This is a genomic window from Pantoea sp. EABMAA-21 (assembly GCF_030053335.1).
GTDB lineage: Bacteria > Pseudomonadota > Gammaproteobacteria > Enterobacterales > Enterobacteriaceae > Pantoea > Pantoea communis.
Genome location: NZ_JASGBX010000001.1, coordinates 348,346 through 361,625 on the forward strand (window position 1 = coordinate 348,346; position 13,280 = coordinate 361,625).

The 13,280-nt window shown below is 55.3% G+C and carries 8 protein-coding genes; 6 read left to right on the plus strand and 2 right to left on the minus strand.

What is annotated here, in order from left to right; translation table 11 throughout:
* The first annotated feature begins 118 nt into the window (after nucleotides 1-118).
* A complete protein-coding gene (locus QMZ65_RS01605; protein ID WP_160833596.1) occupies nucleotides 119-1,240 on the plus strand; it encodes a CMD domain-containing protein in 1,122 nt (373 codons plus the stop codon).
* On the opposite strand, the gene QMZ65_RS01610 is transcribed toward QMZ65_RS01605, so the two are convergent.
* Both QMZ65_RS01610 and QMZ65_RS01615 read right to left on the minus strand, forming a co-directional pair.
* A complete protein-coding gene (locus QMZ65_RS01610; RefSeq protein WP_097117015.1) occupies nucleotides 1,237-2,133 on the minus strand; it encodes a LysR family transcriptional regulator in 897 nt (298 codons plus the stop codon). The two genes, QMZ65_RS01605 and QMZ65_RS01610, sit on opposite strands and share 4 nt — an antisense overlap.
* Nucleotides 2,134-2,385: 252 nt before the next feature.
* Nucleotides 2,386-3,975 (minus strand): PTS transporter subunit EIIC, encoded by a 1,590-nt coding sequence (locus QMZ65_RS01615; RefSeq protein ID WP_283215264.1) that lies wholly within the window; start codon nucleotides 3,973-3,975, stop codon nucleotides 2,386-2,388.
* 248 nt (nucleotides 3,976-4,223) lie between these two features.
* Between QMZ65_RS01615 and QMZ65_RS01620 the strand changes: the two genes are divergently transcribed.
* The 5 genes from QMZ65_RS01620 (at nucleotide 4,224) to pdeR (ending at nucleotide 13,276) form a co-directional block, all read left to right on the plus strand.
* The gene (locus QMZ65_RS01620; protein WP_097117013.1) at nucleotides 4,224-6,533 is read left to right on the plus strand and encodes an FdhF/YdeP family oxidoreductase; all 2,310 of its coding nucleotides are present in this window, start codon (nucleotides 4,224-4,226) and stop codon (nucleotides 6,531-6,533) included.
* 126 nt (nucleotides 6,534-6,659) lie between these two features.
* Nucleotides 6,660-8,594 (plus strand): exoribonuclease II, encoded by a 1,935-nt coding sequence (locus tag QMZ65_RS01625; protein ID WP_283215265.1) that lies wholly within the window; start codon nucleotides 6,660-6,662, stop codon nucleotides 8,592-8,594.
* 184 nt (nucleotides 8,595-8,778) lie between these two features.
* Complete coding sequence (locus tag QMZ65_RS01630; protein WP_211728451.1) at nucleotides 8,779-10,845, plus strand: carbon starvation CstA family protein; 2,067 nt, start codon at nucleotides 8,779-8,781, stop codon at nucleotides 10,843-10,845.
* Nucleotides 10,838-11,134, plus strand: a complete 297-nt coding sequence (locus QMZ65_RS01635) for a YbdD/YjiX family protein (RefSeq protein ID WP_160833601.1) — start codon at nucleotides 10,838-10,840, stop codon at nucleotides 11,132-11,134. Before QMZ65_RS01630 ends, QMZ65_RS01635 begins: the two co-directional genes overlap by 8 nt.
* Nucleotides 11,135-11,290: 156 nt before the next feature.
* Nucleotides 11,291-13,276 (plus strand): cyclic di-GMP phosphodiesterase, encoded by a 1,986-nt coding sequence (pdeR, locus tag QMZ65_RS01640; protein ID WP_034821445.1) that lies wholly within the window; start codon nucleotides 11,291-11,293, stop codon nucleotides 13,274-13,276.
* Nucleotides 13,277-13,280: the final 4 nt, after the last annotated feature.

Below are 13,280 nucleotides of genomic sequence, written 5' to 3' on the forward strand. Positions count from 1 at the left end.
CCTTCATTCTTTTGCCACAGCCAGTGCTTCAGCGACGATAAGCTAGCCTTTTGGTGGCGATGCGCTTTTCAGATTTGCCCGTCGCGTACCCAGACCGTTTTTTGCGCAAGGAATGACCATGGAACAACGCCGTTCTCCCGGCCATGACCACTGGTTTTATGAAAGCCAGACTCGCCCGCACACCCACGCCACCACGCCATTAGTGCCCGAAGCCGCCTTTCTCGAAGATCGCTTTTTATTAGGTCTGCAACAGGAAGCCACTGCTCTTCAGCCCCTGTTTACTCGTTTCCAGCCGGCGTTACTGGCCGCGCGCGATCTGAGCCAGATTTTGCTGCCGGATACGCTGAGCAACTCACTCACGCATACCTTAACGCTCTACGATCGTCTCAGTACCGCGTTGACGGTGGCGCAGGTTGCCGGTGTGCAGAGACTGTGTAATCACTACTCGGCGCGCCTCAACCCCCTGCCGGGCCCGGATTCCTCTCGCGAGAGTAACAACCGCCTGACACAAATCACCCAGTACGCGCGTCAGTTGGCGATGCAACCGGCTCTGATCAATGTCACTGGTATCAGCGCCCTGGATGCCGTCGGGCTCACTGAGCCAGATATCGTCACTCTCAATCAACTGGTGGGATTTGTCAGCTATCAGGCGCGAGTGGTCGCGGCACTGCAAGCCATGATGGGCTTACCGGTACGCTGGATACCTGGCGTATCACCACCAGCGGATGCCGATCCGGCGCTTTTTGACCGCGACACCGCATGGCAGCACGCGCTCAAACCGGTTGAGTTACGCTATGCCAGTGCCGATCAATTGGCGGCGATAACCTTCTGTCAGGGCATCGAAGGATTAGAGGACGCGATTTGGTTGCTGGTGCATGACGCGCAGGCGCTGTATGGCTGGGCGACTTTGCAACAGCGCATCGGTGAACATCATGATGAGCAATCCGCGTTGGCGCTGGCAACCTGCGCGCGCATCCTGGGTTGTCAGCGCCCGTTCACGCGTCATGCCGCTTGCCAGCGCGAAGCGTTGCTTGCAGATGTTGATAAAGCGGGAGAAGTGCAGCCGGTGATTGGCGTTACCGCTCAGCTGGTTCGCATGCCAGAGCGTTTTAGCGCAGCACACTTGCAGCCATTGCTGAATGCGGGATGGGGAACCGAGCGCATTTTCGCTCTGTTGCAAGCAGTGGCGTTTGCCAGCTGGCAGGATCGGTTATGGATGGCGCTGGGTGAAACGCGTTAATCCGGCAGATGGCGCCGCGCTTCGTCAAAGAAATGTTGAGCCAGCGGCGATGCCCTGCCCGGCTCAGCAACCACCAACGCGGCCTGGCGTCCCATGGGTGCCATCGCAATCGGCCTCCGCGCCACATTTTGCAGCATTTCCGGCAGTAAATGTCCGCGCGGCGACACCATCACGCCTAATCCCACCTGCGCGCTCTGTAATAGCTGCATAATCGAGGCACTTTCCACAATCACTCGCGGTAGCAAACCGGTTTCGCGCAGTTGGCTATCCACGTAACGACGGAAATAGCGCGTGGGTTCCGCAAGGCACAGCGGAAGCTGCGCCAGTTGCGCAAGTGAAACCGTGTCGTGTTGAAGTAAATCCGGGAAGTGCTCAGGATTAAAAATCGCCTCCACGCCGGGATCTTTCAACAGCGCGGTCTGAAAGTGTAATTCTCGCAGAGCGGTGAGCTCGAAGAAACCAATGCCGCCGTCCACCGTATGGCTATTAAGTGCCTCCAGCAGTTGGTCCGCACTCATGGCGGAGACACGATAATCCAGCTGCGGATAGCGCGTTTCAACCGCTTTTAATAACGCCGGCAAGGCGACACTGCACTGTGGCATCACGCCCAGGCGCAGCGTGCCGTTGACGCCATGCTTCAGCGACTCGACTTCCAGCTTCAGTCCCGAGTAAACCGACACGATTTCACGCGCCCAGGTCAGCACCCGTTCCCCTTCCGGCGTAAAGCCGTCAAAGTTGTTGCTGCGATTGATCAGCGATAAACCCAGTTCGCGCTCAAGGTTTTTTAACCGCATCGATAAGGTCGGCTGACTGACAAAACTGGCCTCTGCCGCGCGGCCAAAATGGCGCTCGCGCTCAAGATTGCATAAATAAATCAATTGCTTGATGTCGATGTTAATATCCGCCCTGAAGTCACGATCGCGCTATGTTAGCAAACCCGCGCAGCTTTATCCGTTTCACCATGCAAAAAGCACAAAGGCCGCCGTTTGGCAGCCTTCGGTTGAAAGTTAATGCCCCACCCGGCGCTTATCTCCGGCACTCTTAATGGCTTAGCTCTTGAAGGGGCGAAGTCATCATCTCCCATCTCAGCCGTAGGGATTTAACATTGATTGCTAATTTTATTATTAGCGTGATAACTAAATATGTTATGCCACGCCTAAGGCACTTTTCACGTCGTTAGCAATTTTCTCCACCTGCGGACCGTAAATGACCTGCACATCGTGATCGCTGACCCGGTTAACACCGTTGGCGCCAGTGGTCAGCAACGTTTGATCGACCACTTCATTCATCTCTTTCACGCGCACCCGCAGGCGGGTGAAACAGCAATCGACGTCCTCTATATTGGCCTCGCCGCCCAACCCGCTGATGATCACCTTAATACGTTCATCGGCTGTCACCTGCACGGTTTGCGGCTCCTCATCCGATTCTCGTCCAGGCGTTTCCACTCGCATGCGCGTAATGACAAAACGGAAGCCGTAATAGTAGATCGGCGCATAAATCACCCCCAGCGCTACCGTCCACCACCATTGGGTTTTACTGCCACCGAGTATACCGAACACCACCAGATCGATCGCGCCGCCCTGCACGTTGCCGATCATTAAATGCAGCATCGACATCAGCATAAATGACAGGCCGGTCAATAACGCATGCAGGATGTAGAGCACCGGTGATACGAAGATAAAACAGAACTCCAGCGGTTCAGTGATGCCGGTGGTGAAGGAGGTCAACGCACCTGCCATCACCAGCGCTTTAACCCGCTGTTTATGCTCCGGGCGCGCGGTGTGGTAGATCGCCAGTGCAGCAGCAGGCAAGCCGAACATCATCACCGGGATTTTACCCTGAGCCAGGAATTGGGTGGCACTGCGCACCGTCTCATCAGGTATAGCGCCTGGATGGGTGAGCGAAGTGTTGAAGATATTCAGTGCACCAACAATGGTTTGCCCGTCCACCGTCGCCATGCCACCGATAGGGGTGAAACGCACTGTTTCATTGAGTATATGGTGCAAGCCAGTCGGGATAAGCAGACGTTCGCCGGTTCCCAGCAGAAAAGCGCCGTACTGGCCGCTTTTCCCAATCATCTTGCCGACCCAGGCAATGCCTTCGCCGATCGTGGGCCAGATCAAGGCCAGCAGCACGCCAATCAGCGGCAAGACGATAACGGTGACGATGGGAACAAAGCGCCGCCCGCCGAAAAAGCTAATCGCCGTCGGCAATGGTTGCGTGTAAAAGCGATTATGCAGTGCCACGGTGACCAGCCCGGCAATCACGCCGCCAAGCACACTCATGTTGTAAGTAAAGATGCCCAGCATCTCGATGTACTCTGCCGAGGTCATCATCGCCGTGGTTTGATCCAGGCCTGCTTGCTGTAAGGCTTCTGGGGTCGTAGTAGCCGCCGTCAGCCCTTTGGCGGCCAGCGTAGCACTGATGCCCACATTCATCACGACATAGCCAATGACTGCCGCAAAAGCCGCAGTAGGCTTCTCCGCTTTCGCCAGACCGATGGCGCTGGCAACGGCGAAGAACACGGGCAGATTGGCAAATAAAGCCGCCGCCACTTTGCGGATAAAGCCAATAATCAGCTGTGGCACCTGTAGATTGGCAAAGGCATCACCGGTGACGGCGGGATTCTGCATCGCGGCAGCCAGACCGAGAAAGATACCGGCAGCGGCAATAACGGAGATCGGCATCATTAATGCTTTACCGAAGGCATGAATTTGGCTGGCAAGATTCTTCATGGTGCGCGCCCTTTCATCGATAGAAAGAGCAATTATTAGCCAGTTATTGGATTCTCACGTCGCAGCCCGGTCCTGCCAGCGGATAAAGTTTGAACTGCATCACGCTTCTGCGGGCTTGAACGCGATAAACGCCGCCTATCGCACCATTAAACCAATCAATTAGACAACTTTTGCTGTCAGTCGCACACTTCCTCACAACAGAAGTCATATTCTGATAACAATTCATAAACAATAAGCCTGCAACGACTATGAAATTTAAACGTAAAATTCAGCCTTATCGTGCCGCTGCTGGCGGCTGGGGTTCTTTGGAAGCAACCACCCGTTTCGTCCTTGATAGTAAAGCTGCGCTGAAAAACATGCGCAATTTGATGCGCATGAACAAAGCGCGTGGCTTTGACTGCCCGGGTTGTGCATGGGGTGATGACAACAAGAGCACCTTCAGCTTCTGTGAGAACGGCGCGAAAGCCGTGACCTGGGAAGCGACTCGCCGCGTGGTGGAGCCCGAGTTTTTCGCTCAGCACAGCGTGAGCACCCTGTATCAACAGAGCGACTATTTCCTTGAGTATCAGGGACGCCTGACGCATCCGATGCGCTATAACAGCGCCACCGATCACTATGAACCGATCAGCTGGGATGATGCGTTGGCGATGATTGCCCGTCACCTCAAGGCGATGGACCATCCCGACCAGATGGAACTTTACACTTCCGGGCGCGCCAGTAACGAAGCCTCATGGCTCTATCAACTGTTTGGCCGTGTGATGGGCACCAATAACTTCCCTGACTGTTCCAACATGTGCCACGAAGCCAGCGGCACCGGCTTGAAGCGCAGCATCGGCGTCGGGAAAGGCACCATTCGTCTCGATGATTTTGACCACGCCAATGCAATTTTCGTTATCGGTCAAAATCCGGGCACTAACCATCCACGTATGCTGCACAGCCTGCGCCACGCAGCCGATCACGGTGCGAAAATTGTGACGTTCAACACACTGCGCGAGCGTGGGTTAGAACGTTTTGCCGACCCGCAGAAACCACTGGAAGTCGTCACCTCCATGGCGGGAACCATTAGTTCTGCCTATTATCAGCCCAATCTTGGCGGTGACATGGCAGCGATTCGCGGCATGGTGAAAACTCTGCTGGAAGTGCAACGCGAGCGTTTAGCTGCGGGTGAACCGGGCATCTTCGATCAAGAATTTATCGACGCCAACACCCATGGCATTGAGAGCTATCTGGCTGCCGTGGATAACACGCGCTGGGACGATATCGTGCGTCAATCCGGCCTGAGCGAAGCGCAGATTCGGGAAGCGGCCGCGATCTACCAAAGTGCTGAGCGTGTCATCATTACCTGGGCGATGGGCGTGACTCAGCATAAACACTCCGTTGATACGGTGCGTGAGATAACCAACCTGCAACTGCTGTTTGGACAGCTGGGTAAAAAAGGCGCTGGCCTGTGTCCGGTGCGCGGCCACAGTAACGTGCAGGGGAACCGCACCATGGGGATCGATGAGAAACCCAATAAGCCGTTCCTTGATGCCTTAGGCGCGCATTTCGGCTTCGAACCGCCGCGTGAACACGGTCATAACACCGTTGAAGCGCTGGGCGCGATGCTGCGTGATGAAGTAAAAGTGTTAATCGCTCTGGGCGGCAACCTTGCGGCTGCCGCACCCGATTCCCCGGTGACGGAGGAAGCGCTTCAGCATTGCGGTCTGACCGTGCACATCAGCACAAAACTCAATCGCAGCCATCTGGTGCCGGGCCACGAAGGTTTGATTCTGCCGACGCTCGGCCGTACTGAGCGCGATCGTCAGGCCAGCGGTAACCAGTTCATCACCGTTGAAGACTCTTTCAGCATGGTGCACGCCTCAGAAGGTGTGGGTATTCCTCTGGCAGACACCCAGCGCTCCGAAACCGCGATTGTGGCCGGTATTGCACACGCCACGCTGGGCAGTGACAAGATTGACTGGCTGGGCATGGCCGATGATTACAACGTGATCCGCGATCACATTGGCGCCACCATTCCTGGCTTTGCTGACTTCAATAACAAGTGTGATATTCCGGGTGGATTCTACCTGGGTAGCGCAGCAGCGGAGTTGCGTTTTAATACACCAAGCAAACGGGCGGAGTTCAGCGCGGCAGCCTTGCCAACCTCGCTGTTCCCACAGCTGGGCAGCGAAGTGGAGGTGCCGTTCACGTTGCAAACTCTGCGTTCGCATGACCAGTACAACACCACCATTTACGGCCTCGATGACCGCTACCGCGGCGTGTATGGTCAGCGTGAAGTGGTGTTTATCCACCCGGATGACATGGCGTCACTCGGCTTCAGTGAAGGCCAATTGGTGGATATCGAAACACTGTGGAATGATGGCCTGACGCGTCGTGTGAGTGGCTTTAAGCTGGTGCCGTATAACATTCCGCGCGGTAATCTCGCGGCCTATTATCCGGAAACCAACCCGCTGGTGCCGCTCTCCAGCTATGGTGACGGCAGCGGGACGCCGACCTCGAAATCGGTGCCGGTAAAACTGGCGTTAACCGCCGCTGAACCGACCCAACGTATTGCCTGAGTCGTCAGCGTTATCAGAAGGTAAAAAGCCGCGTAATGCGGCTTTTTAGCCTGTTTTGGCCTTGCCGCGCGCCCCTGATTCGCGTAAAACTGTCCACCGCTCTTAGGCCACGAAACTAAATACATTATGTTCCAGGATAACCCGCTGCTCGCGCAGCTTAAAGAGAAGCTTCACGCGCAAACTCCGCGCGCCGAAGGTGTTGTGAAAGGCACGGAAAAAGGCTTTGGCTTCCTCGAAGTCGATGCCCAAAAAAGCTACTTCATTCCCCCTCCGCAGATGAAAAAAGTGATGCACGGTGACCGTATTTCTGCGGTGATCCACACTGATAAAGATCGCGAGAGCGCCGAGCCGGAAACCCTGATTGAGCCGTTCCTGACCCGCTTTGTGGGCCGCGTGCAGAAGAAGGACGATCGTTTGTCGATTGTGCCTGACCATCCGCTGCTGAAAGAGGCGATCCAGTGCCGCACTGCCCGCGACGTCACCCATGATTTTCAGAATGGCGACTGGGCCGTGGCGGAAATGCGCCGCCATCCGCTGAAAGGCGATCGCGGATTCTATGCTGAACTGACCGAATTCATTGTCACTGCGGACGATCATCTTGCGCCGTGGTGGGTCACCCTGTCGCGCCATAATCTGGAGCGCGAAGCCCCGAACGTTGGCTTCGGCGAAATGCTGGATGAGCACCTGCAGCGCGAAGACCTTACCGCGCTGAACTTCGTCACCATCGATAGCGCCAGCACCGAAGATATGGATGATGCGCTGTATGTTGAAGAGCAGGCTGACGGCAATCTGCAGCTGACCATCGCGATTGCCGATCCGACCGCTTACGTAGCGGAAGGCAGCGAGCTGGATAAGCTGGCTTCAAAGCGCGCGTTCACCAACTATTTACCTGGCTTCAACATCCCTATGCTGCCGCGCGAACTGTCTGATGACATCTGTTCGCTGCGCCCAAATGTGCGTCGTCCAGCGCTGGCCTGTCGCGTGACGCTCACGGCAGACGGCAGCGTAACGGGTGAAGTGCATTTCTTTGCGGCCTGGATCGAATCCAAAGCCAAACTGGTCTATGACGAAGTGTCAGACTGGCTGGAAAACGCCGGTAGCTGGCAGCCAGAGAATGAGGCGATCGCCGGGCAGATTCGCTTGTTGCATCGTGTGTGTCAGGCGCGCAGCGAGTGGCGTCAAACTCACGCGCTGGTGTTCAAAGATCGCCCTGATTACCGCTTTGTGCTGGGTGAAAAAGGCGAAGTGCTGGATATCATTTCTGAGCCACGTCGCATCGCCAACCGCATCGTTGAAGAATCGATGATTCTGGCTAACGTCTGCGCGGCCAAAGTGCTGCAGGAGAAGCTGGGCTTCGGTATCTATAACCTGCACACCGGCTTCGATCTGGCAAACGCAGAGCAAGCTGCTGGCGTGCTGGCCAGTCACGGTATTACCGTGGATCCTCAGGCGATCACCACGCTGGAAGGTTTCCGCCAGCTGCGTCGTGAACTGGATGCCCAGCCAACGCAGTACCTCGACAGCCGCATTCGTCGCTTCCAGAGCTTCGCTGAAGTCGGCACCGAACCGGGTCCGCACTTTGGTCTGGGCCTCGAAGCCTATGCGACCTGGACATCGCCGATTCGTAAATTCGGCGATATGATCAACCATCGCCTGCTGAAAGCCATTGTGCGCGGCGACAGCATTGCCCGTCCAAAAGACGAGTTCACCGCCATTATGAGTGAGCGTCGTCGCCTGAACCGCATGGCCGAACGTGATGTGGGTGACTGGCTGTATGCGCGCTTCCTCGCGCCCTCTGCCGGGACCGATCGCAAATTCAGCGCCGAGATCATCGACGTGTCTCGTGGCGGTATGCGCGTACGTCTGCTGGAGAACGGCGCCGTTGCCTTTATCCCTGCCCCGTTCATCCACGCGGTGCGTGATGAACTGGTGTGCTCACAAGAGAGCGGCACCGTGCAGATCAAAGGCGAAGTCGCTTATCGCGTGACCGACATTATCGACGTGACCATCGCCGAAGTGCGTATGGAAACCCGTAGCGTGGTGGCGCGCCCGGCTGCCTGAGCATGAATATCTGCGGGATAACAGCCGTTATCCCGCATTTTTCCCCCTAAGTTTTATCTGTTGTTAAATTTGCCTTCCGCTTCACACTTCTGATTCGAATCCCTGTCGTTAACAATTCATTACATTACTTTTAACTTGTTGTATCCGATCGCCTATTTTCCCGGTCTCTACAAGGAGTTAACTCATGAACAACGTCAAAACCGGATTGATCTGGTTAGCGGTGGCGTTAATTGGTGCGGGTGCGTTTGCCATGCTGGCGCTCAGCCGTGGCGAACACGTCAACGCCGTCTGGCTGGTTATTGCGTCCGTTGCCTGCTACAGCATTGCTTATCGCTTCTACAGCCTGTTTATCGCTGAACGTATTTTCGAACTGGATGATCGTCGCCGCACGCCTGCAGAACGGCTGAATGATGGTCTCGATTATGTGCCCACTAACAAATGGGTGCTGTTTGGCCACCACTTTGCGGCGATTGCCGGTGCAGGTCCGCTGGTTGGCCCAATCCTTGCGGCGCAAATGGGCTTTCTGCCTGGCACCATCTGGATTCTGGTCGGCGTGATGATGGCCGGTGCGGTGCAAGATTTCCTGATCCTGTTCATCTCCACGCGCCGCGATGGTCGCTCGCTCGGCGAAATGGCACGTCAGGAGCTGGGTTCGTTTGCGGGCGTGGTCACCATGCTCGGTGCGCTTGGCGTGATGATCATCATCCTGTCAGCGCTGGCGCTGGTGGTGGTGAAAGCGTTAGCCAACAGTCCGTGGGGACTGTTTACCATCGCCGCAACCATTCCAATCGCGCTGTTTATGGGCGTGTATATGCGCTATCTGCGCCCCGGCAAGATCGCTGAAGTGTCGATTATCGGCTTTGTGCTGATGATGGCGGCGATCATTTACGGTGGCGATGTGGCTGCCGATCCTTATTGGGGACCGCTCTTCACACTGAAAGGCACCGAACTGACCTGGGTGCTGGTGATCTATGGCTTCGTCGCCTCTTCGCTGCCGGTGTGGCTGCTGCTGGCTCCGCGTGATTACCTGTCAACTTTCCTGAAGATCGGCGTCATCATTGGTCTGGCAATTGGCATTGTGTTTGCGATGCCGGAACTAAAGATGCCGGCAGTGACCAAATTTATCGACGGTAGCGGTCCGGTGTTCTCGGGTGCGCTGTTCCCGTTCCTGTTTATCACTATCGCCTGTGGCGCCATCTCCGGTTTCCATGCGCTGGTCTCCAGTGGCACCACGCCAAAACTGGTGGAGCGTGAAAGTCATATCCGATTCATCGGCTATGGTGCGATGCTGATGGAATCCTTCGTGGCGATCATGGCGCTGATATGTGCCTCGGTGCTCGATCCGGGCGTCTATTTTGCGATGAACTCACCCGCAGCACTGATCGGTACCACCGTTGAGAGCGCTTCGCAAGTGATTAACGGCTGGGGCTTTGTCGTGACGCCGGAGATGCTGAGCGGTATCGCGCGCGATGTGGGTGAAAGTACTGTCCTCTCGCGGGCAGGTGGCGCACCAACCTTCGCCGTGGGGATGGCGCACATCATCACCGAGGTATTTAACAGCCGGGTGATGATGGCGTTCTGGTATCACTTCGCCATCCTGTTTGAAGCGCTGTTTATCCTGACGGCGGTCGATGCCGGTACCCGCGCCTGTCGCTTTATGGTGCAGGATTTGGTTGGCACCGTGGTGCCCTCCATGGCCAACAACCGTTCCTGGCTGGGCAATATGGCGGGCACCACGGTGGCCGTAGCCGGATGGGGCTTCTTTGTCTACCAGGGTGTCGTCGATCCGCTGGGCGGCATCAATACCCTTTGGCCGCTGTTTGGCATTGGCAACCAGATGCTGGCCTCAATGGCGTTGATTCTCGGCACCGTGGTGCTGTTCAAAATGAAGAAACAGCGTTACGCGTGGGTGACGATTTTACCGACCGCCTGGCTGTTTGTGACCTCCATGACCGCAGGTTGGCAGAAGATTTTCCACGAGAAGCCCTCCATTGGCTTCCTTGCACAAGCCAACAAGTTCCGTAAAGGAATTGATGAGGGGGTGATTATCGCCCCGGCGAAAACCGTGGCGGACATGCAAACCATCGTGTTTAGCAATCAAATTAACGCGGCCCTGTGTGGCTTCTTTATGCTGGTGGCCGTCACCATGTTGATTGCAGCGTTCTTTGTTATTCGCCGTGCCCTGGGCAGTCAGGTACCTACCACCCATGAGTCCGAAGTCTCCCTGCGTGAGGAGGTGCGGAATGTCTGAGTCCATTCATCGCTGGAAAAAACCGATTGGTGTCTGGCACATTCAGCATTGCTTACCGATCACACCCCAGGCCACCGGGCAAACTCTTAATCGCTGGCAACAAATATGGCAGGGATTGAAGCAAAGTTTTCGCTTAATGGTTGGCGTTCACGACTATCAAACTTATCTGAAGCATATGCGTGAGCACCATCCCGGGCAAACGCCGATGGATGAGCGAGCCTTTCATCGCTACTGCCTTGAGGCCCGTTTTCCCAGCCAGGCAGGCAAGCTCGGCAAGTGTCCTTGCTGACATTTTTAAGCCCCGATTTTCGGGGCTTTTTCGTGCCATTCTTTAGTGAAAACAAAAATATATTTGGTTTGCATCTTGTGCTAACGCAGGAGGTTGAATACTGTTGCTAAAATAATGAGATACCGCCTGCTCAGCATTTCCCCGGAGGAAGTTTCCATGACCGATGAACAAGGGCAAACGTTGCTATACACCCTGTTTGGCACAACCAGCCCTCATTGGCGTTTAACTTCAGATAGCGATGCTTTGCATTTTGCCGAAGATGAGAATGCCAATACCAATTTGGCGGTTCCATTAACCCCCGCGCAGGCCAGTTTGCTGCGTGCGATGACGGTGATCACCTCCAGTATCAACCTGACCCTCTCCCTGCGCGGTGCGCCGGTGCCTATGCACTTTGTCGGCCGCAAGGTCAACCAATCAACATGGGCCGGCACCTCTTCTGCCTGGGGTGATACCTCCTCCGTAGCGCGTGATTTAACGCTGGGTTTATCCTTCGCTGAACAAGTGGTCTCCGAAGCAAATTCGGTGATTGTGATCCTCGACCAACGCGGGAATATTCAGCGATTCAACCGCTTAAGTGAAGAGTACACGGGTCTGAAAGAGCAGGAAGTGATCGGCCGCAACGTGTTTCAGCTGTTCATGACCAAGCAGGAAGCGCAGGCTTCGCGACGCAACATTTCGGGTTTCTTCCGCGATGGCAATTCTTATGAAGTGGAACGCTGGATCAAAACCAAAAAAGGCCAGCGACTGTTTCTGTTTCGTAATAAGTTTGTGCACAGTGGTAGTGGGAAAAATGAAATTTTCCTCATCTGTTCTGGAACCGACATCACAGAAGAGCGACGTGCTCAGGAACGCTTACGCGTCCTCGCCAATACCGATACGGTGACCGGTTTACCGAACCGCAATGCCATCCATCAACAGATTAGTCTGGCACTGGAATTAGCCAATGGCAGTCAAACTGGCGTGGTTTATCTCGATCTGGACAATTTTAAGAAGGTGAACGACGCCTACGGCCATATGTTTGGCGACCAACTGCTGCAAGCGGTCTCCCTCGCCATTCTCAGCTGTCTGGGCAAAGATCAGACGCTGGCCCGTCTTGGTGGGGATGAGTTCGTGGTACTGGCAGAACATACCAGCCAGGCTGCGCTGGAAGCCATGGCATCACGTATTCTTGAGCGCCTGCGTCAACCGTTCCGCGTCGGTTTGATCGAAGTCTACAGCGGCTGCTCGATTGGTATCGCCCTGGCCCCGCTGCACGGCGAGGATCGGGAAAGTCTGATTCGCAACGCCGATACCGCGATGTATCACGCCAAAGAGAATGGGCGCGGTAAATTCTGCGTGTTCGCTAACGAGATGAATCAGCGTGTTTTCGAATATCTCTGGCTTGATACCAACCTGCGTAAAGCACTGGAGCTGGAGCATCTGGTGGTGTACTACCAGCCCAAATTAGATCGTGACGGCGAAGTGCGCAGCGCAGAAGCATTGGTGCGCTGGAATTCCGTCGAGCGCGGTCTGGTGCCGCCTGGCGACTTTATCTCGTATGCTGAAGAATCGGGCCTCATCGTGCCGCTCGGCCGCTGGGTGATGCTGAACGTTCTGCAACAAATTATTCAGTGGCGCAGCGAGGGAATTTACCTGCGCGTTGCCGTTAATGTTTCGGCTAAACAATTGATTGACCAAAGTATCTATACCGATTTAAAGCAGGCGCTGAGCGAAGCCGGCCTCACGGATTGTCCCATTGATATCGAGCTCACCGAAAGCTGCCTGATTGAGAACGAAGCCGGTGCACTCACGCTGATGAAGCAGTTCCAGGAACTGGGGGCTCAGGTTCATCTTGATGACTTTGGTACAGGTTATTCCTCGCTTTCTCAGTTGGCTCGCGTTCCCATTGATGCAATCAAACTGGATCAAAGTTTCGTACGTAACATCAACAAACAACCGGTGGCGCAATCTTTGGTCCGTGCCATTGTCGCCGTGGCCAAAACCCTCGATCTGCAAGTCATTGCGGAAGGGATTGAAACCAAAGCTGAGGAGAAGTTTGTGATGACCAACGGTGTCGATGGGCGTCAGGGTTATCTTTATGCAAAACCAATGCCCGCAGAACAGCTCGGGCATTGGCTGGCTAAGCATCCTGCCCGCGTTTAAAGCT

Excerpts from the sequence above, each read along its gene's own strand:
- QMZ65_RS01625 (WP_283215265.1), top strand. The coding sequence starts at position 6,660 with ATGTTCCAGGATAACCCGCTGCTCGCGCAGCTTAAAGAGAAGCTTCAC.
- QMZ65_RS01605 (WP_160833596.1), top strand. The coding sequence starts at position 119 with ATGGAACAACGCCGTTCTCCCGGCCATGACCACTGGTTTTATGAAAGC.
- QMZ65_RS01635 (WP_160833601.1), top strand. The coding sequence starts at position 10,838 with ATGTCTGAGTCCATTCATCGCTGGAAAAAACCGATTGGTGTCTGGCAC.
- QMZ65_RS01615 (WP_283215264.1), bottom strand. The coding sequence starts at position 3,975 with ATGAAGAATCTTGCCAGCCAAATTCATGCCTTCGGTAAAGCATTAATG.
- QMZ65_RS01620 (WP_097117013.1), top strand. The coding sequence starts at position 4,224 with ATGAAATTTAAACGTAAAATTCAGCCTTATCGTGCCGCTGCTGGCGGC.
- pdeR (WP_034821445.1), top strand. The coding sequence starts at position 11,291 with ATGACCGATGAACAAGGGCAAACGTTGCTATACACCCTGTTTGGCACA.
- QMZ65_RS01630 (WP_211728451.1), top strand. The coding sequence starts at position 8,779 with ATGAACAACGTCAAAACCGGATTGATCTGGTTAGCGGTGGCGTTAATT.